At 60.1% G+C, this 23,815-nt stretch carries 20 protein-coding genes; 13 read left to right on the top strand and 7 right to left on the bottom strand.

Going from position 1 to position 23,815, the window contains the following annotated elements; genetic code table 11:
* Positions 1 to 117 precede the first annotated feature (117 nt).
* Positions 118 to 1,458 carry an MFS transporter gene (locus A7317_RS06645; RefSeq protein WP_069075415.1) on the bottom strand — a complete coding sequence of 447 codons (1,341 nt, stop codon included), beginning with the start codon at positions 1,456 to 1,458 and terminating at the stop codon, positions 118 to 120.
* 141 nt (positions 1,459 to 1,599) lie between these two features.
* Positions 1,600 to 2,442 carry a pca regulon transcriptional regulator PcaR gene (gene pcaR, locus A7317_RS06640; RefSeq protein WP_024073903.1) on the bottom strand — a complete coding sequence of 281 codons (843 nt, stop codon included), beginning with the start codon at positions 2,440 to 2,442 and terminating at the stop codon, positions 1,600 to 1,602.
* Positions 2,443 to 2,967: 525 nt separating this feature from the next.
* Here pcaR and A7317_RS06630 point away from each other — a divergent pair.
* Together A7317_RS06630 and A7317_RS06625 are read left to right on the top strand one after the other, a co-directional pair.
* A complete protein-coding gene (locus A7317_RS06630; RefSeq protein WP_003172389.1) occupies positions 2,968 to 3,168 on the top strand; it encodes a hypothetical protein in 201 nt (66 codons plus the stop codon).
* 332 nt (positions 3,169 to 3,500) lie between these two features.
* Positions 3,501 to 4,976, top strand: a complete 1,476-nt coding sequence (locus tag A7317_RS06625) for an inorganic phosphate transporter (RefSeq protein WP_069075413.1) — start codon at positions 3,501 to 3,503, stop codon at positions 4,974 to 4,976.
* A gap of 187 nt (positions 4,977 to 5,163) precedes the next feature.
* Here the strand turns inward: A7317_RS06625 and ccoM are convergent, their stop codons facing one another.
* A complete protein-coding gene (gene ccoM / locus A7317_RS31360; protein ID WP_024073900.1) occupies positions 5,164 to 5,280 on the bottom strand; it encodes a cytochrome c oxidase subunit CcoM in 117 nt (38 codons plus the stop codon).
* A gap of 143 nt (positions 5,281 to 5,423) precedes the next feature.
* Positions 5,424 to 5,585 (bottom strand): hypothetical protein, encoded by a 162-nt coding sequence (locus tag A7317_RS30810; protein ID WP_017844811.1) that lies wholly within the window; start codon positions 5,583 to 5,585, stop codon positions 5,424 to 5,426.
* A gap of 131 nt (positions 5,586 to 5,716) precedes the next feature.
* Here A7317_RS30810 and A7317_RS06620 point away from each other — a divergent pair, with 131 nt between their 5' ends.
* From A7317_RS06620 to A7317_RS06610, 3 genes are all read left to right on the top strand, one after another.
* Complete coding sequence (locus tag A7317_RS06620; RefSeq protein ID WP_024073899.1) at positions 5,717 to 6,589, top strand: LysR substrate-binding domain-containing protein; 873 nt, start codon at positions 5,717 to 5,719, stop codon at positions 6,587 to 6,589.
* Between the two features lie 90 nt (positions 6,590 to 6,679).
* Entirely contained in the window at positions 6,680 to 7,150 is a 471-nt protein-coding gene (locus A7317_RS06615) for a RidA family protein (RefSeq protein ID WP_069075412.1), read from the top strand.
* Positions 7,147 to 8,328: an aminotransferase class V-fold PLP-dependent enzyme gene (locus tag A7317_RS06610; protein ID WP_069075411.1), complete on the top strand. Its 1,182-nt coding sequence runs from the start codon at positions 7,147 to 7,149 to the stop codon at positions 8,326 to 8,328. The genes A7317_RS06615 and A7317_RS06610 overlap by 4 nt, the downstream gene beginning before the upstream one ends.
* On the opposite strand, the gene A7317_RS06605 is transcribed toward A7317_RS06610, so the two are convergent.
* A complete protein-coding gene (locus tag A7317_RS06605) occupies positions 8,325 to 8,666 on the bottom strand; it encodes a hypothetical protein (RefSeq protein WP_024073896.1) in 342 nt (113 codons plus the stop codon). The genes A7317_RS06610 and A7317_RS06605 overlap by 4 nt on opposite strands.
* A gap of 218 nt (positions 8,667 to 8,884) precedes the next feature.
* On the opposite strand from A7317_RS06605, the gene rapA reads away from it, so the two are divergent.
* Positions 8,885 to 11,731: an RNA polymerase-associated protein RapA gene (gene rapA / locus A7317_RS06600; protein ID WP_024073895.1), complete on the top strand. Its 2,847-nt coding sequence runs from the start codon at positions 8,885 to 8,887 to the stop codon at positions 11,729 to 11,731.
* Between the two features lie 171 nt (positions 11,732 to 11,902).
* On the opposite strand, the gene A7317_RS06595 is transcribed toward rapA, so the two are convergent.
* The gene (locus A7317_RS06595) at positions 11,903 to 13,249 is read right to left on the bottom strand and encodes a spinster family MFS transporter (protein ID WP_069075410.1); all 1,347 of its coding nucleotides are present in this window, start codon (positions 13,247 to 13,249) and stop codon (positions 11,903 to 11,905) included.
* Between the two features lie 253 nt (positions 13,250 to 13,502).
* Here A7317_RS06595 and A7317_RS06590 point away from each other — a divergent pair, with 253 nt between their 5' ends.
* From A7317_RS06590 to A7317_RS06575, 3 genes are all read left to right on the top strand, one after another.
* Positions 13,503 to 13,871 carry a YkgJ family cysteine cluster protein gene (locus A7317_RS06590; protein ID WP_024073893.1) on the top strand — a complete coding sequence of 123 codons (369 nt, stop codon included), beginning with the start codon at positions 13,503 to 13,505 and terminating at the stop codon, positions 13,869 to 13,871.
* 138 nt (positions 13,872 to 14,009) lie between these two features.
* Complete coding sequence (locus A7317_RS06585) at positions 14,010 to 16,274, top strand: putative bifunctional diguanylate cyclase/phosphodiesterase (protein ID WP_069075409.1); 2,265 nt, start codon at positions 14,010 to 14,012, stop codon at positions 16,272 to 16,274.
* Between the two features lie 204 nt (positions 16,275 to 16,478).
* Positions 16,479 to 18,656: a hypothetical protein gene (locus A7317_RS06575; protein WP_069075407.1), complete on the top strand. Its 2,178-nt coding sequence runs from the start codon at positions 16,479 to 16,481 to the stop codon at positions 18,654 to 18,656.
* 221 nt (positions 18,657 to 18,877) lie between these two features.
* Here the strand turns inward: A7317_RS06575 and A7317_RS06570 are convergent, their stop codons facing one another.
* On the bottom strand, positions 18,878 to 19,180 hold the full coding sequence (locus A7317_RS06570; protein ID WP_024073889.1) for a DUF2288 domain-containing protein: 303 nt from the start codon (positions 19,178 to 19,180) through the stop codon (positions 18,878 to 18,880).
* Between the two features lie 340 nt (positions 19,181 to 19,520).
* Here A7317_RS06570 and A7317_RS06565 point away from each other — a divergent pair, with 340 nt between their 5' ends.
* From A7317_RS06565 to livG, 4 genes are all read left to right on the top strand, one after another.
* Positions 19,521 to 20,648 carry a branched-chain amino acid ABC transporter substrate-binding protein gene (locus A7317_RS06565; protein WP_024073888.1) on the top strand — a complete coding sequence of 376 codons (1,128 nt, stop codon included), beginning with the start codon at positions 19,521 to 19,523 and terminating at the stop codon, positions 20,646 to 20,648.
* A gap of 228 nt (positions 20,649 to 20,876) precedes the next feature.
* Positions 20,877 to 21,800 carry a high-affinity branched-chain amino acid ABC transporter permease LivH gene (gene livH, locus A7317_RS06560; RefSeq protein ID WP_003172375.1) on the top strand — a complete coding sequence of 308 codons (924 nt, stop codon included), beginning with the start codon at positions 20,877 to 20,879 and terminating at the stop codon, positions 21,798 to 21,800.
* Positions 21,797 to 23,050, top strand: a complete 1,254-nt coding sequence (locus tag A7317_RS06555) for a high-affinity branched-chain amino acid ABC transporter permease LivM (protein WP_024073887.1) — start codon at positions 21,797 to 21,799, stop codon at positions 23,048 to 23,050. The genes livH and A7317_RS06555 overlap by 4 nt, the downstream gene beginning before the upstream one ends.
* A complete protein-coding gene (gene livG / locus A7317_RS06550) occupies positions 23,047 to 23,814 on the top strand; it encodes a high-affinity branched-chain amino acid ABC transporter ATP-binding protein LivG (protein ID WP_016975067.1) in 768 nt (255 codons plus the stop codon). The genes A7317_RS06555 and livG overlap by 4 nt, the downstream gene beginning before the upstream one ends.
* Position 23,815 lies beyond the last annotated feature (1 nt).

Genomic DNA, 23,815 nt, shown 5'->3' with positions numbered 1-23,815 from the left:
AACGCGGTCAATGTGGGAGGAGGCTTGCCCCAAAGAGCGGTGTATCCGCCACCCGATGTATTGGCCGCCCCACTGCTGCCTGGGCAAGCCCACTCCCACATTTGAGCGTGCCAGGCCTCAGGTTGCGTCGGCGTGGCTGACCATGCCCTTGATCACCACCGCAGCCGTGGCCAATGCCGCCGGGATCACCAGCGCCGTGAGTACCTGCTCGAAATTCCAGCCCAGGCCCAGCAAGGTGGCGCCCATCCAGGCACCGAGGATCGCACCGAAGCGGCCGATGCCGAGCATCCAGGACACACCGGTGGCGCGGCCCTGGGTCGGGTAGAAGCGCGCAGCCAGGGACGGCATTGCCGACTGCGCGCCGTTGACGCACATCCCGGCGATCAGCACCAGGGTCGCGAGCAACGTGATATTGCCCAGGCTCTGCCCTACCGCGTAGGCAAACACTCCGGCCAGCAAGTAGAAAGTGCCAATGACCTTGTGGGGATTGAAGCGGTCCATCGCCCAGCCCACGCCCACCGCGCTCAATACACCACCAAACTGGAACAACGCACCGATAAACGCTGCCTGTTCCATGCTGGCGCCGCTGTCGCGCATCAGGGTCGGCAGCCAACTGGTCAGCAGGTACACGATCACCAGGCCCATGAAATAGGTGAGCCACAGCAACAAGGTGCCAGCGCTGTAGGTGCCGGAGAAGATCACCGCAAACACGTTGCGCGCCTTGACGGTTTTTTGCTCGGGGACACTGAAGGCCATGGCCTGGGCGACAAGGCTGGGTTCAATGGGTGACAGGGTCTTGCGCACCTTGTCGGTGCCGCGATTGCGCACCACCAGGTAACGCGCCGATTCCGGCAGCCACACCAGTAGCACCAGCGCCAGGATCAACGGCAAGATTCCGCCGATCATCAACAGGCTATGCCAGCCGAATGCCGGAATCAGCTTGGCGGAGATAAACCCGCCGCCGGCCATGCCCAGGTTGAAGCCGCAGAACATGCTGGTGACCAGCAGCGATTTATGGCGCTCCGGGGTGTATTCCGAGAGCAGGGTCGTGGCGTTCGGCATGCCGGCCCCCAGGCCCAGCCCGGTCAGGAAGCGCAGCACCAGTAATTGATCGACATCGGTGCTGTAGGCCGAGGCCAGACTGAAGGCGCCAAACACCAGCACGGCCCCCACCAGCACCACTTTGCGCCCGAAGCGGTCAGCCAGTGGCCCGGAGCCCAAGGCGCCGAACACCATGCCGATCAATGCGGCACTCATCACCGGACCGAGACTGGCGCGGTCGATGCCCCAGTCCTGGGACAATGCAGGCGCGATAAACCCCATGGCAGCCGTGTCGAGGCCATCGAGGAAGACAATCAGGAAACACAGGATCACCACGCGCCACTGATAACGTGACAAGGGTTGGGCATTGATAAAGGCCTGGACGTCCAGTGTGGTGCCGACAGAAGGTTGATTCATTGTTTTTATTCCACACCGATGGCGGGCTGACGACCTGGGGTCGTCGTTATTATTGTGGCGCTAGAGCGCTGCCGCACAGTAATAAGCCAGGGGAAACACCGTCAATTCATCAAACCGGGATCTGTGCGGTCACCGAACAGCTTAAGCAAACAATTGCGCACTCAACTCGCGGCTGGCGCTGAGCATGCTCGGCAGGAAGCGCTGCTCCAACTCGCTGCGGCTGACCCGCCCGGCGTGGGTACTGACGTTCAACGCGGCCAATACCTGGCCCGAGGCGTCGTACACCGGTACGGCGATGGAGCGCAGGCCCTGCTCCAGCTCCTGGTCGACGATGCACCAGCCCTGCTGCCGTACTTGTTGCAGGCATTCGAGCAAGGCTTCGGGGGTGGTCAGGGTGCGGCTGGTCTTGGTTTGCAGGTCGGCGTGGTCGAGGTAGTCCTGCAGCGAGGCGTCATCCAACGCGGCAAGCAGGATGCGGCCCATGGACGTGCAATATGCCGGCAAGCGCCCGCCCACCGACAGGTCCACGGAAATCAGGCGCTGGGTCGTGGCGGAACGGGCTATATAGAGGATGTCGTCGCCCTCAAGGGTCGCCATGTTGCAGGCTTCGTGAAGCTGCTCGCTCATACGGTCCAGGTAAGGTTGCGCAGAGACCGCCAGGGGCGTGGAGGACAAATAGGCATGACCCAGGGTCAGGACTTTGGGCAGCAGCGAATAAGTACGCCCATCGGTGGTGGCGTAGCCGAGCTTGATCAGGGTGTGCAGGCAACGTCGCACGGCGGCGCGGGGGATTTCGGTGCGGTGACTGATCTGGGCGATGGTGAGGTGCCGCTTGCGCTCCTGAAACGCTTGCACCACGGCCAGGCCACGGGCCAGGGAGGTCATGAAGTCTGGATCACCGGTAAACGCCTGGATGCGCTTGGCGGGCGAAGCCACGATCGGCGGCGCCGCTGACGCGAAGGAGTTGCGCAATTGATCGTTCATTTCCGGATCCTTTCTCTTATTTTCAACCGCTGGAAGGGTTGGTCACTATTGAAAGCCGTGCCAGACGCGAGGCACAAGCTTGGGCCAACAACATTGGGCGATTATCGGACGATCATTCGATTATCGCAATCAACCTGGACGTAGAGAAATATCGGACAGGCCGCGACAACTTTTACAAGAGCGCAAAAATGATGGCGCCGGTTTTCCAGCGAAATACTGACGCGTACATGTAACAAAACTCTCACAGCAAGTTGACGTTTTTTAACTTTATGGTGATAGAGTTATTCAAATGCGCCGCTATAATGCAACCTGTGCAGAGGTCAGCCCGGTATCACTATCGGGATCGGAGCTCGCAGGCGGTGCATGCGGAACGCGTCGCCGGTTATCACTACCGGTTTAACGAAGTCACCTTTGGTCAATTATTCAAACTTGAACAGTTTGACTGTTCAACATTGAAATACGCCGAGGGCAATTTTCAGCTCCACCGCTGCACGGTAATTAAACTCAACTCAATTAGGTAGCACTGTGACGAAAGATGAACTGCGCGCGGAACTTGAGCGCCAGGAGCAACGTTACAAGGACGTTTACGGCGGGGAAGTCACCACCTACGCCGCCCAGCCTGAGCCAGAACGCAAGCCATGGCGCAAACGAGCCAGTCTGCTCGATCAGGCCTTTGCCCAGGAAATCCAAAAGATTGAACAGGAACTCAAGGCCGAAGAGCCATAAGCACTTCGGTTCGAGTCCTCAGGGTCTTGCTGTCTCTGCCGGCTTATTGCCGGCGGAGGGCACCTTGCATGAGCCTCCACGGCTCAGCACCCTGCCGCCCCAGGGAAATTTCGTACAAATGTTTCAGACATGACGATAAGGTGACAAAACCGCACCTTTTCAGCTGTGCGCTTTATAAATCAAAGACTTGCCAAAGCCCCGAAAAGCCTGGGATGAGCACCTTTTGCCCGTGTTTTTTCAATGAAGATTGTTACCAATGAGCAGCTAGTGCATCGATTACCGAGGTTTTCTGGCATAATCGCGCCCCCTTACGACCGGGTCAGAAAACCTTCATGATCGATTTATTCAGCGGACTGGATGCTTGGGTTCTCGTGAGCCTGTTGCTCGCCCTGGCCTTTGTCCTCGCCTTCGAGTTCATCAATGGCTTTCATGACACCGCTAATGCGGTGGCCACAGTCATCTATACCAAAGCCATGCCGCCGCACCTGGCCGTGTTCTTCTCCGGGGTGTTCAACTTCCTCGGCGTGTTGCTCGGTGGTGTCGGTGTCGCCTACGCCATCGTGCACTTGCTGCCGGTGGAGTTGCTGATCAATGTGAACACCGGCCATGGTTTGGCGATGGTCTTCTCTTTATTGGCGGCGGCGATCACCTGGAACCTGGGCACCTGGTACTTCGGTATCCCCGCCTCCAGCTCCCACACCCTGATCGGTTCGATCCTTGGTGTCGGCCTGGCCAACGCCCTGATCAATGACATTCCCCTGGCTGACGGGGTGAACTGGCAGAAAGCGATCGATATCGGCGCGTCCCTGGTGTTCTCGCCGATGGCCGGCTTCCTGGTTGCCGCCCTGGTGCTGCTCGGCCTGAAGTGGTGGCGCCCGCTGTCGAAGATGCACAAGACCCCGGACCAGCGCCGCAAGCTCGACGACAAGAAACACCCGCCGTTCTGGAACCGCCTGGTCCTGGTGATTTCCGCCATGGCCGTGAGTTTCGTGCACGGCTCCAACGATGGGCAGAAAGGTATCGGCTTGATCATGCTGGTGCTGATCGGCATCGTACCGGCACAGTTCGTCCTCGACCTGGGCAGCACCACCTACCAGATCGAGCGCACCCGCGACGCCACCGTGCACTTGAATCAGTTCTACCAGCGCAACCACGAAACCCTGGGCGAGTTCCTGGCCTTGGGGAAAAGCGTGAAGGATGACTTGCCGGGCAAGTTCCGCTGCAACCCGCAGCAGACCGAGCCGACCATCAACGCGCTCGTGGACACCTTGAAAGGCGTTTCCGATTACCACGCGCTGAATGCCGACCAGCGCATTGAGGTACGTCGCTACCTGCTATGCCTGGATGACACCGCGAAGAAAGTCGGCAAGCTGCCGGGCCTGGATGCGCGTGAGAAGTCCGACCTCGACAAGCTGCGCAAAGACCTGACCGCCACGACCGAGTACGCGCCGTTCTGGGTAATCCTCGCGGTCGCCCTGGCATTGGGCCTCGGCACCATGGTGGGTTGGAAGCGTGTGGTACTGACCATCGGTGAGAAGATCGGCAAGCAGGGCATGACCTACGCCCAGGGCATGTCGGCGCAGATCACCACCGCCAGCATGATCGGCCTGGCCAACATCTTCAGCCTGCCGGTTTCGACCACGCACGTACTGTCTTCCGGTGTCGCCGGTACCATGGTTGCCAACAAGAGCGGCCTGCAAGGCGGTACCGTAAAGACCATCCTGATGGCCTGGGTGTTGACCCTGCCAGCCACCGTAGGCCTGTCGGCCGGGTTGTTCTGGTTGGCGTCCAAGGCATTGGGTAGCTGATAGCCAACCCGCAAAAAATAAAGGTGCGACCTGCGAGGGTCGCACCTTTTTTTATGCGTGTGTCCCGTCCTTAAACTGCTGCGCCACCGGACTCAGTTCAAATGGGGTGTTGATTAAATCGCAGGCAAAAAAAAGGGCGACCGAAGTCGCCCAAAATGCCTTGCGTGCTCATGTAATCCGGAAAAACTTATGGTTTTTTACGCTTATGTGCGTCTTTCCAGATAAAAAATCCAAACCCTACAAAAAACATCACCATGAGGCTTACAGTCAGCACCCCGGCGAACACCACATTATCGAAAAACATGACCGGCCTCCTGCACTTGCCCTGTTGCGATAGGGCTAAGTTAATGGAGAAGGCACTCTGGAAAATTGACGAGGATCAATGTCGCCCTCAACGGGGTGTAAAGAAGGGTAATAACTGACCTGCATCAATAAATGCAGGCCCTTTCAACGCTTTTTCGGTTTGTTCTTCGGCTTTTTCTTAACTTTCCCCAAGGGCATCGCCTGTTCAAATGCCTGGCGCACTTCATTCAGGCGTTTGTCATTGAGGTCATGCACACGTTTGGCACGTTCGGCATTCAGGTCGATCAGCTTGTCGTCATCACTCATGGCTTGGCTACGTTATGGCGGGAGTGCCTCAATAATGCGGCCTCCCCCGTCCGGCGGCAAATCAGCGAGCGACAAAAGGCGAGGCATCGCCCAAAATCGGCACTTTAAGCCCGCACCCGGAGGCCCCCCAGGTGGCACTGTTCAAGGACCTTCCCCCATTGCTCGCCCTGCGCGCCTTTGAAGCGGTGGCACGGCACTTGAGTTTTATCAAGGCGGCCAATGAGTTGTCGGTCACCCAGAGCGCCTTGAGCCACCAGGTGCAAAAACTCGAACAGCACCTGGGCAAGCCGCTGTTTATCCGGCGTACCCGCGCGATCGACCTGACAGCCGACGGCCAGCGTTATTACGACGAAATCCGCCCCGCCCTCGATGCCATCGCGGCCGCCACCCGCACCCAACGGGTCGCCCCTGGCGCCACAGTGTTGCGCATTGGCCTGCTCGCATCCTTTGCCACCTTATGGCTGGCACCGCGCCTGGCCGGGTTTCTCAACCGTTACCCGCATATCCAGGTGGAACTGTTGCCAGCGATTCAATTGGCGAACGTAGACGGAACAACGATCGACCTGGCCATCCGTTACGGCAAGGGCGATTGGCCCGACGTGCAGGCCATACGGCTGATGCCTGAAATACTCTCACCGGTATGCAGCCCGGCATTCAAAGCCAGCCAACTGCATCACGGTCCCTTGCTGATGGCCACCTCGCACCGGCCATTCGAATGGACGGATTGGTCCGCGCATTATCGAGTCGACCTCGATCAACACCCCCGCGTGATGCTGCACGACTACAACATCGTGGTCGAAGCCGCCGTGTCCGGCCAGGGCATCGCCATGGGGCGTCACCGTTTGATCGAGCGCAGGCTCCAGGACGGCAGCCTGGTGGAGGCGTTCGACTGGCCGCCCTATCACAGCGCGATCGGTTACTGGCTGATTACCCCCCAGGGCCCTGCCAATGAGGCCGCCCGCTGTTTCAGCGAGTGGTTGCAGCAAGCCTGCACCGACGCGTGAGTTATTTCGATACGTCCCATGAGATCTATCCGTTTGTCGCCGAACACCACGGCCACCATGCTGAATCCTCCCGACCCAAGAGGATTCAACATGAGCACTTCCATCCGCCAATGTGTGCACGCCCTTGGCTTGACGCTGCCTTCCCCCAGCCAACCGGCGGCCAACTACATCAATCATGTCATCAGCCACAACCAGCTGTTCATCTCCGGACAGATTCCTCTGGTGGAGGGCAAACCTGCCTATGTGGGCCGGCTGGGCGAATCCCTCAGCGATGAGGAAGGCGCCCAGGCGGCAGAACTGGCGGCGCTGGGCCTGCTGGGGCAATTGAGCGCGGCGCTGGAAGACGACCTGTCGCGCCTGGTGCGCATAGTGCGCCTGGGTGTGTTTATCGCCAGCAGCGCCGACTTCAAGCAGCAGAGTGGCGTCGCCAACGGCGCATCCAACCTGCTGGTCAATGCCCTTGGCGAAAAAGGCCGGCATGTACGCACCGCCGTCGGCGTTTCCAGCCTGCCCGCCGGCGTGGCGGTGGAAGTGGACGCCATTTTCGAGTTGCAACCGTGAGCCCGCTTGAAGTCCAGCAACTGCGGGACAACACCCCTGGCTGCCTATCCGGCATCGTGCATTTCAATCACGCCGGCGCGTCCTTACCCAGCCAGGCAACCCTCGATGCCATCATCGAACAATTACAGCGTGAAGCTCGCGACGGCCCCATGGAAGCCGGCGAACACGGTGCGGCCCTGATAGAGCAAGCCCGCCGCGCCGCCGGGCAATTGCTCAATGCGCCCGCCTCGTCGATTGCCTTTGCCAGCAGCGGCTCGACGGCCTGGAGCATGGCGTTCCAGGCACTCGGCCCTTGGCAGCCGGGCGAGCGCATTTTGGTGGGCCGCCACGAATGGGGCGGTAACCTGGCGAGCATGGAACTGGCGGTGCACGCCGGCGCACGGGTCGAGGTCATCCCCTGCGATGAAACCGGCGCGGTCTGCCCGCTGGCCCTGGAAGCGACGATCGATAAAAACGTGAAGCTGATCGACCTGACCTGGCTCCCGGCCAATGGCGGCCTGATCAATCCCGCCCAAGCCATCGGCGCCGTCGCCAGACGCCATGGCATTCCCTACTTTGTCGACGCGGGTCAAGCTGTCGGTCAGGTACCGGTAGATGTGCAGGCGCTGCACTGCGATGTGCTCAAATCGGCCGGCCGCAAGCACCTGCGCGGGCCGCGCGGCACGGCGCTGCTGTATGTGCGGCCGGCGTTTCTCCAGCACCTGAACCCGGCCCAGCGCGATGTGTTCTCGGCCCCCTGGAACGCCAACGGCTACGACTTGCGTAACGACGCCCGGCGCTTTGAAACCAGCGAAGTGTCCGCCGCCTTGTTGGCGGGGCTGGGTAACGCACTGCAGGAGATCAATCGACTGGGGATCGAGCGGGCCTGGGAACGCGTCAGGCAGACCAGCGCGCGGATCCGTGAAGCACTGCGCCAGATACCGGGCATTTCTTTGCATGACTTGGGCGCTACGCACTCAGGCTTGATCGCCTTCAACCTCGCCGGCTGGGACGCCTTCGAACTCAAGCGGCGGCTGGGATTGAAGCGAATCAACATCGGCGCCAACAGTGTGGCCTACACCCCGCTGGATATGCAGGCGCGCGGCCTGAGCAGCATCGCGCGCATCTCCGTCAGCCCCTTCAACAACGACCACGATATCGAGGTGCTGCTGACAGCCTTGCGCGAGTTGCGCGATTAAACCTCGACGTCCACCCACAGCCCCTGGCGCGGCGCGTCTTCAATCAGCGGCACCACCGGTACGGTGTTGTCGGCGTTGAGCACATCACCAGGAATGGCCAGGTGCTGCTCCGCGTCCGCGTCGGCTTCACGCCGGCGCTTTTGCTGCTCTTGCTGGCGGCGCTGTTCTTCGCGCAGCAAAAAGGTCGACTGCTCGGCATCGCCCTTTTTCAGGTCGATGGTGCTTTCGTTCGAGCCCGCCTGCACGGGCACCACGGGCGGGATGTCCGGCTTCTGGCGCACCGGGTCGAGTTGTGACGTGACCGGCACAACACTGACGGGCAGCATGGGTGGCAGCATAGTGATTATTCTCCTGATCAACAGGCTGTCGGCGGGTTGCAGGGCGACTTGAGCTCAAGCACGCCAACCTGTGACCCAGTCGACACTCGCAAGTGCCCGCCACCCGTCGATTCAGCAGCGGACCACCGTGCAAACGCAGTAGTTTTTGTCAGAGTCCTTTGGATGAGGGCCTTGTTCCGTTAAGATAGTCGGCTTTTTCACGGCGGGAGTCAGGCAGCATGGCGCAGCAGTATCAACCGGGGCAACGCTGGATTAGTGACAGCGAAGCAGAGCTGGGGTTAGGCACCGTTCTGGCACAGGACGGCCGCTTGTTGACCGTGCTCTATCCGGCCACTGGCGATACGCGCCAGTATGCGCTACGGAATGCGCCCCTCACCCGCGTGAGGTTCTCGCCGGGCGACAGCATCACCCATTTCGAAGGCTGGAAAATGACCGTGCAAGAAGTCGACGACGTCGACGGCCTGCTGGTCTACCACGGCCTCAATGGGCACAACGAACAGGTCACCCTGCCGGAGACCCAGCTGTCGAACTTCATCCAGTTCCGTCTGGCCAGCGATCGCCTGTTCGCCGGGCAGATCGACCCACTGGCCTGGTTCTCGCTGCGCTACCACACCCTGGAACACACCAGCCGCCAGCTGCAATCCTCCCTGTGGGGCTTGGGTGGCGTACGTGCACAGCCGATTGCCCACCAATTGCACATCGCCCGCGAAGTCGCCGACCGTATCGCGCCGCGGGTACTGCTGGCCGACGAAGTGGGCCTGGGCAAGACCATCGAAGCCGGCCTGGTGATCCATCGCCAACTGCTGTCCGGCCGCGCCAACCGTGTGCTGATCCTGGTCCCGGAAAACCTGCAGCACCAGTGGCTGGTGGAAATGCGCCGCCGCTTCAACCTGCAGGTTGCGCTGTTCGACGAAGAACGCTTTATCGAAAGCGATGCCGCCAACCCGTTCGAAGACACCCAACTGGCCCTGGTCGCCCTTGAGTGGCTGGTGGACGACGAGAAAGCCCAGGACGCGCTGTTCGCCGCCGGCTGGGACCTGCTGGTAGTCGACGAAGCCCACCACCTGGTGTGGCATGAAGACAAGGCCAGCCCGGAATACAGCCTGGTCGAGCAACTGGCCGAAGTGATTCCCGGTGTGCTGCTGCTCACCGCCACCCCGGAACAACTGGGCCAGGACAGCCACTTCGCGCGCCTGCGCCTGCTCGACCCGAACCGTTTCCACGACCTGCAGGCCTTCCGCGCCGAGAGCGAGAACTATCGCCCGGTGGCCGAAGCCGTGCAGGAGCTGCTCGACAAGGGCCGCCTCTCCCCGGCCGCGCACACGACTATCCAGGGGTTCCTCGGCAATGAAGGCGAAGCGCTGCTGACCGCCGTCAACGATGGCGACACCGAAGCCAGCGCGCGCCTGGTGCGCGAGTTGCTCGACCGCCACGGCACCGGTCGCGTGTTGTTCCGCAACACCCGCGCCGCCGTACAAGGTTTCCCGGAGCGCAAGCTGCACGCCTACCCGCTGCCGAACCCGGACGAATACCTCGAATTGCCACTGGGCGAACACGCCGAGCTGTACCCGGAAGTCAGCTTCCAGTCGCAGCCGGACGTCGAGGAAGAAAACCGCTGGTGGCGTTTCGACCCACGGGTCGAGTGGCTGATCGACCAACTGAAAATGCTCAAGCGCACCAAGGTCCTGGTGATCTGCGCCCACGCCGAAACCGCCATGGACCTGGAAGACGCCCTGCGTGTGCGCTCCGGCATCCCGGCCACGGTGTTCCACGAGGGCATGAACATCCTCGAGCGTGACCGTGCCGCCGCCTACTTCGCCGATGAAGAGTTTGGCGCCCAGGTGCTGATCTGCTCGGAGATCGGCAGTGAAGGCCGCAACTTCCAGTTCTCCCACCACCTGGTGCTGTTCGACCTGCCGTCCCACCCCGACCTGCTCGAACAGCGCATCGGCCGCCTGGACCGGATCGGCCAGAAGCATGTGATCGAGTTGCACGTGCCCTACCTGGAAACCAGCCCGCAAGAGCGCCTGTTCCAGTGGTACCACGAAGCACTGAACGCCTTCCTCAACACCTGCCCGACCGGCAACGCCTTGCAGCATCAGTTCGGCCCGCGCCTGCTGCCGCTGCTGGAAAACGCCGACGATGGCGAATGGCAATCCCTGGTCGACGAGGCCCGTGCCGAACGCGAGCGCCTGGAGCAGGAACTGCATACCGGCCGCGACCGCTTGCTGGAGCTCAACTCCGGCGGTGCGGGTGAAGGCGATGCGTTGGTGGAGGCCATTCTTGAGCAAGACGACCAGTTCGCCCTGCCGATCTACATGGAAACCCTGTTCGACGCGTTCGGCATCGACAGCGAAGACCATTCGGAAAACGCGCTGATCCTCAAGCCCAGCGAAAAAATGCTCGACGCCAGCTTCCCCCTGGGCGACGACGAAGGCGTGACCATCACCTACGATCGCAACCAGGCGCTGTCACGCGAAGACATGCAATTCATCACCTGGGAACATCCGATGGTGCAGGGCGGCATGGACCTGGTGCTGTCCGGCTCCATGGGCAACACCGCCGTGGCGCTGATCAAGAACAAGGCGCTCAAGCCGGGCACCGTACTGCTGGAGCTGCTCTACGTCAGCGAAGTGGTTGCCCCGCGCTCGCTGCAACTGGGCCGCTACCTGCCACCGGCCGCGCTGCGCTGCCTGCTGGACGCCAACGGCAATGACCTGTCCGGTCGCGTCTCGTTCGAAACCCTGAACGACCAGCTCGAAAGCGTGCCACGAGCCAGCGCCAACAAGTTCGTCCAGGCCCAGCGCGACCAACTCACACCACGCATCAATGCCGGTGAAGAGAAAATCACCCCGCGCCACGCCGAGCGTGTGGCCGAGGCCAAGCGCCGCCTGGCAGCGGACACCGACGAAGAACTGGCGCGCCTGACCGCGTTGCAAGCGGTCAACCCGACCGTGCGTGACAGCGAACTGGTTGCCCTGCGCCAGCAACGCGAACAAGGCCTGGCCATGCTCGACAAGGCGGCGCTGCGACTGGAAGCGATTCGGGTGTTGGTGGCAGGTTGATTGCTGCCCTGCCCTGCTAAATAGAAGGCCCGCGCAATGCGGGCCTTTTTTATTCACTTGAGAACAGCTTTGGCTTTGCGGGCCTCATCGGGGGCAAGCCCCCTCCCACAGTTGACCGAGTTGACTGATCAATGTGGGAGGGGGCTTGCCCCCGATAGAGTCACCACGGTTTCACGCCGTCGCAGCAGCAGCCGGCACCTCCACCGCCGCCAACCCCTCCTTCATCCGCTTGGCATCGCGCACAAAACTGCGCGAGGCCTGGAACAGAAACAGCATGGTCAGGAACAGCGCCACCGGGATCAGATACATGGCGTCATGCAACCCCACCGCTTTGTAAGCCTCAGTCATCTGCTCAGCCCCCGCCGCATACATCGCCGAATGCGCAAAGTGATCGGACAAGCCCCCCACCACAATCGGCCCCATGCCGCCGCCCAGCAGGTACAACCCAGCGAAAAACAGCGCCATCGCCGTGGCCCGCAGGCGCGGTTCGACCACGTCCTGGATCGCCGTGTACACGCAGGTATAGAAGTTGTAGGCAAACAGCCAGCCCACGCTGAACAGTGCGACGAACACACCGATTTCAATACGCCCGGCATGCAAGGCCCAGGCGGTGGTGACGGTGGAGATGATCAAACTGAACGCGGCAAACAGCAGGCGACCATTGGCAATGCGCTGATGGATCTTGTCGGCAATCCAGCCGCCCAAGGTCAGGCCCACCAAGCCGGTGACGCCGACAATCACCCCTGTGGCAACGGCCGCTTCCTGCAATGGCATGAGGAAATAGCGCTGCAGCATCGGCACCAGGAATGAGTTACAGGCATAGGTGGCGAAGTTGAAGCACAGCCCGGCCAGCACCAGCCAGAGGAAGGTCGGCACCGCCAACACGCGGCGGATCGGGCGGTCGACGCGTTCCTGGGAGACCTGCACGGTTTCTGCCGCGCCGCGCTTGGGCTCCTTGATATAGAACATGAACACCGCCAGGATCAGCCCCGGCACCGCCGCGATAAAGAACGGCGCACGCCAACTGTCGAACGCCTTGACCATCGCGCCAATGGTAAAGAACGCCAGCAGCAGGCCCAAGGGCAGGCCCAGCATGAAGATCCCCATGGCCCGTGCGCGGCGGTGGGCCGGGAACAGGTCACCAATCAGCGAGTTGGCCGCCGGCGCATAACTGGCTTCGCCGATACCGATGCCCATGCGCACCAGCAGGAAGGTCCAAAAACTGCCGACCATGCCATTGATCGCCGTCAGCCCACTCCAGGCGAACAGGCCCCAGCCCATGAGTTTGCTGCGTGAACCGGTGTCGGCCAGGCGCCCGAGCGGCAGGCCGGCAATGGCGTAGACGATGGTGAAGGCGGTGCCGATGATGCCGAGCTGAAAGTCGCTCAGGTGCCATTCCATGCGGATCGGCTCGATGATGATCGCAGGAATGGTGCGGTCGAAGAAATTGAACAGGTTGGCGAGGAACAGCAGGAACAGAATGCGCCAGGCATTCTCCGCTTGGGTCGAGTTCTGCATGGGTCCGTCTCTTTTATTGTTATGAGAGCTGCGATGCCCGATGCATCCTGCTCAGGTCCCTGCAACATAGTCAGACACGTCACGGTTGTCTGTAATGATTCGTAAAGCTGATAGGGCATGATTTCACCCGGAACTACGGGACTTTCCCTACGGAAAATATAAGCGCGCTCCCCTCTTCCCAATGGCCACGGCACGATTAGAATGGCGAGCCTTCCTGTCACAACCCCACTTCCCTTTCTAATCGATGACGCCCATGTCCGAAGCCAGTCCGTGTCTGAATTGCGGTGCCTGTTGTTCACACTTTCGTGTGTCTTTCTTCTGGGGGGAGTGCGCCTCGTCAGGAGGCACCGTGCCCGATGACCTGGTGGTCCAGATCAACCCCACGCGCGTGGCGATGATCGGTACCGACCAGAAACCCGCACGCTGCTGCAGCCTTGAGGGCGAAGTGGGCCAGGCCACCCGTTGCACGATCTACGAGCAGCGCTCCAGCGTGTGCCGTGAGTTCGATTCGTCGTGGAACCAAGGCGTGCAAAACCTCGATTGCGACGCCGCCCGCGCCGCGTTTGGTCTGGCACCACTGGAGGCACCGCCCTTCGAGCTGGAGTTGCCCATCAGCGCTTAGCATCAAACGCTATGGACGGCATGCCAAAATCATTCAAAGCAAAGTGCCATTATTGATGGCAAATTCCGCGAGGCTTCTATACTCGACCTCATAGGTCATCGCCGTAGGCAGTGACGAGACGCTATGACGGGACACGCTATGGAATGGCTGGGTCTGCACTTTTTTATCGATCTTCCAGGGAACGGGCACCTACTACTCAATTGCAGCCATAACCCCTTTCTGGTGCTGTTGGCCTACCTGGTCGCCTGTGCGGCCGGTTTCGGCACCTTGGACATGGCAGAACGTGTCAGCCATGTCGAAGACCCCACCGCCCGCCGCCACTGGCGCTGGCTGGGCGCGGGTTGCCTGGCGGGCGGTATCTGGTCTACCCATTACATCAGCATGCTGGCGTTCCAGGCGCCCATTGCCATTCATTACGAACTGATCATGACGTTCGCCTCGTTGGTGATCGCCCTGATCGCCTCGCTGTTCGCCATGCAAACCCTCAGTCACGCGCAACTGCGCCTTCACCAGTACCTGCTGGCATCGGTCTGGATGGGCCTGGGCATCGCGCTGATGCACTACGTGGGCATGTCGGCCATGGATTCCGAGGCCAAGTTGTACTTCAAACCGGGACTGTTCATGGCTTCGGTAGGGATCGCCATTGCCGCGAGCCTCGCGGCGTTGCTGCTGTCGATCTGCCTGCGCAATGGCATGGGCACCTTCCATCAACTGCTCAAATACGCCGCCAGCCTGATGCTGGGCACCGGTATCCTGAGCATGCATTTCACCGGCATGGCGGCCATGCAAATGCTGGTACCCGCCGGGGCCGACCTTTCGTTGCCGCTGGACAATAACCCCATCCAATTGGGCTTGTCAGTGGCGGTGATCACACTGCTGGTGATTGGTAGCAGCATCAGCGCGGCCCTGGCGGACAAGAAGTTGCAACACAAGGAACGTGACCTGCGCCGGGTCAACGCCCTGCTCGACGAACTGGACCAGGCCCGCGCCTCGCTGCAACAGGTGGCCCATTACGATGCGCTGACCAGCCTGCTCAATCGCCGCGGCTTCAATCAGATTTTCGCGGAGAAACTCGCGGAAAAAACCGCTCACGACGGCATGTTGGCGGTAATTTTCCTCGATATCGACCATTTCAAGCGCATCAATGACAGCCTCGGGCATGACGCGGGCGACCAGTTGCTCAGCGTACTGGCCGGGCATATCAAGAGCTCGGTGCGCAGCCACGCCGATGTGGTCGCGCGGTTTGGCGGCGATGAGTTCTGCATCCTCATCAACATCCACCACCGCGACGAAGCGCAGCATTTGGCCCAGCGCATCATGCAAAAAATGAAAGAGCCCGTCGAACTCGCCGGCAGGCGCATGGTGATGACCACCAGCATCGGTATCAGCCTGTTTCCCGACGACGGACTGACCTGCGAAGAACTGCTGAAAACCGCCGACCTGGCGCTGTACCAATCCAAGGATTCAGGCCGTAACAGCCTGAACTTCTTCAGCTCCAACCTGAAGACCCGCGCCTTCCTCGAACTGCAACTGGAAGAACAGTTGCGCGCTGCCCTGCGTGCCCGCAACGAACTGGTGCTGTTCTACCAACCGATTTTCGACATGAAACGGGGCAAGGTCACCCGCCTGGAAGCCTTGGTACGCTGGCAGCACCCACAACACGGTTTGCTGACACCCGAGCGCTTTATCGGCATTGCCGAAAGCAACGGGCTGATTGCCGAACTGGACCACTGGGTACTGCGCCAGGCCTGCCACGACTTGAGCCTGTTGTCGGACAAGGGTTACGCCGAGCTGACCATGGCCGTGAACTGCTCAGCCTTGAACCTGACACGTGATGAGCTGGCCGATGAAATCGAAGATGCCCTGCGGTTCAGCGGGATCGCCGCCAACCGCCTGGAACTGGAAGTCACCGAAAATGCATTGATGGGCAATATCAGCAGCACCCTGGCACTGTTGCGACAGATCCGCTCCCTGGGTGTGTCCCTGGCCATCGATGACTTCGGCACCGGCTATTCTTCCCTCGCCTATCTCAAGCGCCTGCCGCTCAACACCTTGAAGATTGACCGCTCGTTCATCCAGGACATCCCCAAGTCCAACGCCGATATCGAAATCGTCCAGGCCATTATCGGCATGGCCCACACCCTGCACCTGCAGGTCGTGACCGAAGGGGTGGAAACCCAGGCGCAATTCGAACTGCTGCTCAAGCATGGCTGTGACTTCATCCAAGGCTACCTGCTGAGTCCGGCGGTGCCTGCCCGCGATATCATCGGGGTCATCCAAGGTATCCACAGGCGCACTCCGCTCTCCCCCTTCAGTGTGGCCGGCGCCAAGGACACGCCATCGCCGAAGGATCCCGCCACCGCTCGTACCGGCTCCACCTCGGTCATCAGGCCAATCCGATGACGCCGATTCTTTGGCAATTCGCCATCACTTACCTAAAGAACGCCGACAAACGGCCGATTAATCAGAGTCCGGCCAGGATTTCCCTTAAAAAACTAGGGTTAAACCCGACTACACCGGATAAGGACGCACTGCAAAGTCGCGAACTCTCATTCATTGATGGCTATTTGATATTTTTCAGCCGTCCGTCCAGGTACATGGCGCCCAATGACTTCTAAAAATAACCCTGCCACCGTGGTCTCCGACGTGTTGCCGACAGCCCCTGCGGAAAAAAACCCAGGCTCAAAGTCATTGAGCAGCGCCCGCCCGCTGGCCGCCCAGCAATACTTGTACTTCACCGAAACCAATACCGACCGCATCCTCGATAACCTCGATGGCCTGCGCGACATGGTGTTCCCGCGGCCACCCCACCTGGAAGGCGACGGCGAGCCACACAGCGAGCAGGAATTCCCGTCGGTGTGCCTGATCGGCCTGGGCCGCTGCGGTTCGAACATCGCATTGGACGTGGCGGAACTGGTGTACAACGCGCGCAAGTTCTACCTGAACGAATTCAGTACCGAAGATAAAACCCTCGACAAGGGCTACAGCCCGGCCCAATGGATCCGCAACAACCTGCGCCTGGGCGGCGGCAAGGCCAGCAAACCCGTGTTCCTGGTGGAGCCGCTGGTGATGCTGGGTGACTTGGACAAGGACATCGCCGGGCGCATCCGTTTCTCACGCAAGGGCGAGAAAAGCGGCTTTCTGCGCGACTACAGCAAGATGAAAATCATGGACCTCTCGGAAGTCCATGCCGGTGGCGCCGGTAACGCGCCGATCCTTGGCCAATACCTGGCCAAGATCATCCTTAATAAAGACACCCAGCGCTTTTCCAGCCCCGATTGGAAGATGATCCACTCGTACCTCATCGACTCCTGTGGCATCAAGGCCAACCAATCGCGCCTGTACTTCTCGATCTTCAGTGCCGGCGGCGGTACCGGCTCGGGCATGGCGTCCGAATTCGGCCTGGCCCAGCAACACTCGTACATGAACAAGACGTTCGACACCAAGCCTGCCGACGAACACGACAGCAAGAGCGGCCACGCCTTTGTCTTCGAGCCGATCTTCACCAGCGGCATCTGTGTGCTGCCGAATATTTCCGACCACCGCAGCGAAATGTCCGAGGCGCTGCATATCAACGCTGGGCGACTGCTGTGCAAGTACCTGTCGGAAGAATGGGACTTCTCATACAACTTCGACAATGAAGACAGCAGCGAAGCCAGTGTGAAGGGGCGTATTCGCCCTTGGAACGCGATGATGCTGATCTCCAACGACATCATGCGTTACGCTGAAGAGAGCGACGACGGCAATATCCAGAACATTGACGTCAATGCCATGGAAAAACACGCCAACCAGTACATCTCCCAGCAGATCTTCAACATCCTGACCGCCCAGGCGGTGACCACCGACTACGACCAGAACTACTTCCGTCGTGCCGGCATCGACATTGGCGAGACTATCCGCCTCGACGCCAACGACCTGTTCATGAGCCTGGCCGGGCCGGTGGCGATTGCCTACGCCGAATCGGTGGTCCCGGAAACGCCGGCGCCGTCGAATGACAAGTTCAAGGTCTTCGAAAAAGAGCCGCAGCGCCTGAACATCGACGACCTGTTCTTCCGCTCGATCGACCTGCCGCACTTCAACAAGGTCACCCAGGCCATCGAAGGCATCAGCCTGCTGCCGATCGAGTCCAAGCGCTACAAGGCCTCCTTGGAGCAGTACAAGAACTCCGGCTACGACGCGGCGGCGCTGCATGACCTGCACTTCTTCAAGAACTGCTCGTCGGTGGTGTCCATCGTCTCGCTGCCCAAGGACTACAAGCTGTCCTACATGGACCTGAACCGGCTCAAGACCCACCTCAACAGCCTGTTCCCCAACACCACCCTGAAACGCTACGCACTGGTAATCGGCGCCTCGGCGAACCTGTCGCTGACCACCCTGATCGCCAAGAGCCCGTGCCTGTCGGATGACTTCCTGACGCTGATCGTGGCGTTTATCAAACGCTGCTTTGCGCGTAACCCGTACCGTTTCGATGACACGCTGGACAACTCGATCCTGGACTTCATCATCCACGAGGATTTCGACGAAGACCGGATCGATCAACTGCTCAACGAGTTTGAAAACCCGGCGAAGATCCTCGATACCAACTGGTACGCGATCAAGCCGATGTACGAGAAGAAGTACCGGGAGCTGATCAATGACAAAGACAAGTTTGTCTCGATCAATGACATTCGCCTGTCACGGGATTGCGTGAAGAAGGCGATCAAGTATTTGCGTGAGATCTACCGTCACCGGATCGGCAAGACCAAGGTGATCTCGCTGAATAACCATACCGGCAAGACGGGCTAGGCTGGTGTGGCGAGGGAGCCTGCTCCCTCGCCACCCTGATCGACTCACACCCGGAAACAATTCCTACGGCGTTTCAGCCCCCGCAAAACTGTTCCCATGACGCGCACGTCACCCTCACCTGTGACCTTTCTCTACGGCAAGATGCCATCACCGGCCCGGCGGTTACTCCGCTACACACTTAGGCGGGCACAAAAGATGCACCTTTTCAGTGCAACCTTTTCTTACGCCGCCCTTTCCTGGATCAGAATCCACGGCGATACCACCACGGCCCACAGGCTCGGATCACGTTCCACCAGGTCCAGTGCCCGCGTCGCAGACACCTCGCCCAGGCTCCCCGAGGCCAGCCAGGCAGCGACTTTGTCACGATTATCCTCGGCCATGCCTTCGGCCGCCTCGATCAAATCCACGCTGGCGTCGACCCACAATAGGGCACCCTTGGCAAAGAACGGTTCAAGCTCCTTCCAGGAAATTTCGGCGGTTTCACCGAGCAGCTTGGCATAGAGGGTGCTAGGTTCTTGCGTCATGGGAGTTCACCTGAGTAAAAATCGGCGCAATCATAACGTCGCGGCTCTTGTAGAAAAACCCAGTTGCAAATGAGTCAACGATTGAAACTGTCAGGAAAGCCAAGGATTGCCCGAGACTCTGGCATCACCCCGCCGCAATTCTGTCTTTTTCTTTCATTTAAGCGACACGTCCGGGTTTTGCCCCCAGCAGCCAGCTTTTCAAGCGATCAACCGGCGCTCTACACTGTACCGGTACAGTTGCCAGGGCACTGCCGGGGGGATATCCGAGATATCTGATCCGGTTCAGCAGCTCACAAGGCCGCTAGAACTATAAAAAATACAACAGTAAGAGTGGAGCACTATGAATAAGGCTACTAAGCAGATTTCCAAACTGTTTGCCGCTATGGTCCTGGCTGGGGTTGCCGGCCATTCGTTCGCAGCTGACACCATCAAGATCGGTATTGCCGGCCCTAAAACCGGCCCTGTGACCCAGTACGGCGACATGCAGTTCATGGGCGCCAAACAAGCCATCGAAGACATCAACGCCAAAGGCGGTGTAGACGGCAAATTGCTGGAAGCCAAGGAATACGACGACGCCTGCGACCCTAAACAAGCCGTTGCCGTAGCCAACAAAGTGGTCAACGACGGCGTCAAGTTCGTGGTCGGCCACCTTTGCTCCAGCTCCACTCAACCAGCGTCCGACATCTATGAAGATGAAGGCGTGATCATGATTACCCCGGCTGCCACCAGCCCGGAAATCACCGCCCGTGGCTACAAGCTGATCTTCCGCACCATCGGCCTGGACAGCGCCCAAGGCCCAGCGGCTGGCAACTACATCGCCGACCACGTGAAGCCGAAAATCGTTGCCGTGCTGCACGACAAGCAGCAATACGGTGAAGGCATCGCCACCGCCGTCAAACAGACCCTCGAGAAGAAAGGCGTAAAAGTTGCCGTCTTCGAAGGCCTGAACGCCGGCGACAAAGACTTCTCCTCGATCATCCAGAAGCTCAAGCAAGCCAACGTCGACTTCGTCTACTACGGCGGCTACCACCCAGAGCTGGGCCTGATCCTGCGCCAGTCCAAGGAAAAAGGCCTGAACGCCAAGTTCATGGGCCCAGAAGGCGTCGGCAACGACTCCATCTCGCAAATCGCCCAAGGCGCCTCCGAAGGCCTGCTGGTCACCCTGCCGAAATCCTTCGACGCCGACCCGGCCAACAAAGCCATCGTCGAGAAGTTCACCGAGAAGAAGCAGGACCCGAGTGGCCCATTCGTGTTCCCGGCCTACTCCGCTGTTGAAGTCATCGCTGGCGGTATCGCTGCCGCGAAGAGCGAAGACACCGCCAAAGTGGCAGCCGCCATCCACGCGGGCACCTTCAAGACCCCTACCGGCGACCTGAGCTTCGACGCCAAGGGCGACCTGAAGGACTTCAAGTTCGTGGTCTACGAATGGCACTTCGGTAAACCAAAAACCGAAGTTTCCCCTCAGTAAGCCAGGCGTTACTGGTCAACAAGCCCACTGTGAGAGCAGTGGGCTTTGTTTTACGAGGTTTATGGGCCTGTCACCCGCGATCCGGGCGCTGGCTCACCTGAAAATCTTAAAACCGTCACCAGCGGTTCGCTGGCAAACGCTTTGTGCAAATGTGCTCACAGAACACAGCACAGGGCCGGAACATGACTCCACCAGTGAAATGCGTATCGGGTTTTTAGGAGCGTTGTAATGCCTGAGATCTATCATTTTTTCCAACAGCTGGTTAATGGCCTGACCATTGGCAGCACCTATGCCTTGATAGCCATTGGCTACACAATGGTTTACGGCATCATTGGAATGATCAACTTCGCCCATGGCGAGGTATACATGATTGGCTCCTACGTGGCCTTCATCGCCCTTGCCGGGCTGGCCATGATGGGTATCCACTCACTGCCGCTGTTGATGACCGCTGCATTCCTTGCGTCGATCGTCGTAACCAGTGCCTATGGCTACAGTATCGAGCGGGTCGCCTACCGTCCCTTGCGGGGCAGCAACCGTTTGATCCCGTTGATTTCCGCCATCGGCATGTCGATTTTCCTGCAAAACACCGTATTGCTGTCCCAGGACTCCAAGGATAAATCCATCCCCAACCTGATCCCGGGGAGCTTCTCCTTCGGCCCGGGTGGCGCGGAAGAAGTCCTGATTTCCTACATGCAGATCCTGGTCTTCGTGGTCACCCTGGTGGCCATGCTGGGCCTGACCCTGTTCATCTCTCGCTCCCGTCTGGGGCGCGCCTGCCGGGCCTGTGCCGAAGACATCAAGATGGCCAACCTGCTGGGCATCAACACCAACAACATCATTGCCCTGACCTTCGTGATCGGTGCCGCGCTGGCAGCTGTCGCGGCCGTGTTGCTGAGCATGCAGTACGGCGTGATCAACCCCAACGCCGGTTTCCTGGTGGGCCTCAAGGCCTTCACCGCGGCGGTCCTGGGCGGCATCGGCAGTATCCCGGGCGCGATGCTCGGTGGCCTGGTGCTGGGTGTGGCCGAAGCGTTTGGCGCCGATATCTTCGGCGACCAGTACAAGGACGTCGTGGCGTTCGGCCTGTTGGTTCTGGTGCTGTTGTTCCGTCCGACCGGCATCCTGGGCCGTCCGGAGGTTGAGAAAGTATGAGCAGATATCTTAAATCGGCGTTTTTCAGCGCCTTGTTGGTATGGGCGGTTGCCTTTCCGGTACTCGGCCTCAAGCTGAGCATTGTCGGCATCAACCTGGAAGTGCATGGCACTGGCCCCGTGACCCTGACCATCATCGCCCTGTGCTCGGTGCTGATGTTCCTGCGCGTGCTGTTTACCCAGCAAGTCGGCGCCCTGTTCAAAGGCAACCGTGGCCCGTTGGTTTCACCCAAGGTCAGCCAGTTCCTCACCCTGCCGCGCACCCAGCGCTACATCATCATCGGCCTGATCGTGGCCGCGTTGATCTGGCCGTTCTTCGGTTCACGCGGTGCGGTCGACATCGCCACGCTGATCCTGATCTACGTGTTGCTGGGCCTGGGCCTGAATATCGTGGTGGGGCTCGCCGGCCTGCTCGACCTGGGTTATGTAGGCTTCTATGCCGTGGGTGCCTACACCTACGCGCTGCTGTCGCACTACCTGGGCTGGAGCTTCTGGATCTGCCTGCCCCTGGCCGGCATGGCGGCCGCGACGTTCGGCTTCCTGCTGGGTTTCCCGGTGTTGCGCCTGCGCGGTGACTACCTGGCCATCGTGACCCTGGGTTTCGGGGAAATCATCCGTCTGTTCCTGCGTAACCTCACCGACATCACCGGTGGCCCCAACGGTATCAGCAGCATCCCCAAGCCAACGTTCTTCGGGTTGTCGTTCGACCGTACCGCCGCCGAAGGCATGCAGACCTTCCATGAGTACTTCGGGATCGACTACAACCCGGTGAGCAAGGTGGTATTCCTGTACCTGGTTGCCCTGTTGCTGGCCCTGGCTGCGCTGTTCGTGATCAACCGCCTGCTGCGCATGCCGATCGGCCGCGCCTGGGAAGCCCTGCGCGAAGATGAAATCGCCTGTCGTGCCCTGGGCCTGAACCCAACCATCATCAAGCTCTCCGCGTTCACCCTGGGCGCTGCATTCGCCGGTTTCGCCGGCAGTTTCTTCGCCGCTCGCCAAGGCCTGGTGACCCCGGAGTCATTCACCTTTATCGAGTCGGCGATCATCCTCGCCATCGTGGTATTGGGTGGCATGGGCTCGCAGTTGGGCGTGATCCTGGCCGCGATCGTGATGATCCTGCTGCCGGAAATGATGCGTGAGTTCAGCGAATACCGCATGTTGATGTTCGGCGCCTTGATGGTGCTGATGATGATCTGGCGCCCTCAGGGTCTGCTGCCCATGCAACGTCCACACATGGAGCTGCGCAAATGAGCCGCGAGATCCTGAAAGTCGAAAACTTGAGCATGCGCTTCGGCGGCTTGCTGGCGGTCAATGGCGTCGCCCTGACCGTGAAAGAGAAACAGGTCGTGGCGTTGATCGGCCCCAACGGTGCCGGCAAGACCACGGTGTTCAACTGCCTCACCGGCTTCTACAAGCCCAGTGGTGGCAGCATCCTACTGGACGGCCAGCCGATCCAGGGCCTGGCCGGTCACGAAATTGCCCGCAAGGGTGTGGTGCGCACGTTCCAGAACGTGCGGTTGTTCAAGGACATGACGGCGGTCGAGAACCTGTTGATCGCCCAGCACCGTCACCTGAACACCAACTTCTTCGCAGGCCTGTTCAAGACCCCGGCGTTCCGCAAGAGCGAGCGCGAGGCCATGGAGTACGCCGAGTACTGGCTGGACAAGGTCAACCTCACCGAGTTCGCCAACCGGCCTGCCGGCACCCTGGCCTATGGTCAGCAACGTCGCCTGGAAATCGCCCGCTGCATGATGACCCGCCCGCGGATCCTCATGCTCGACGAACCGGCCGCCGGCCTGAACCCCAAGGAAACCGAAGACCTCAAGGCGCTGATCAGCGTGTTGCGTGAGGAAAACAACGCCACGGTGCTGTTGATCGAACACGACATGAAACTGGTCATGAGCATTTCCGACCATATCGTGGTGATCAACCAGGGCACGCCCCTGGCCGACGGGACGCCGGAGCAGATCCGCGACAATCCTGAAGTGATCAAAGCCTATCTGGGGGAAGCGTAAA

The organism is Pseudomonas fluorescens (genome assembly GCF_001708445.1).
Taxonomy (GTDB): domain Bacteria; phylum Pseudomonadota; class Gammaproteobacteria; order Pseudomonadales; family Pseudomonadaceae; genus Aquipseudomonas; species Aquipseudomonas gorinensis.
The sequence above is the reverse complement of the archived record's forward strand: the minus strand, read 5'-3'. Positions and strand labels throughout refer to the sequence as shown.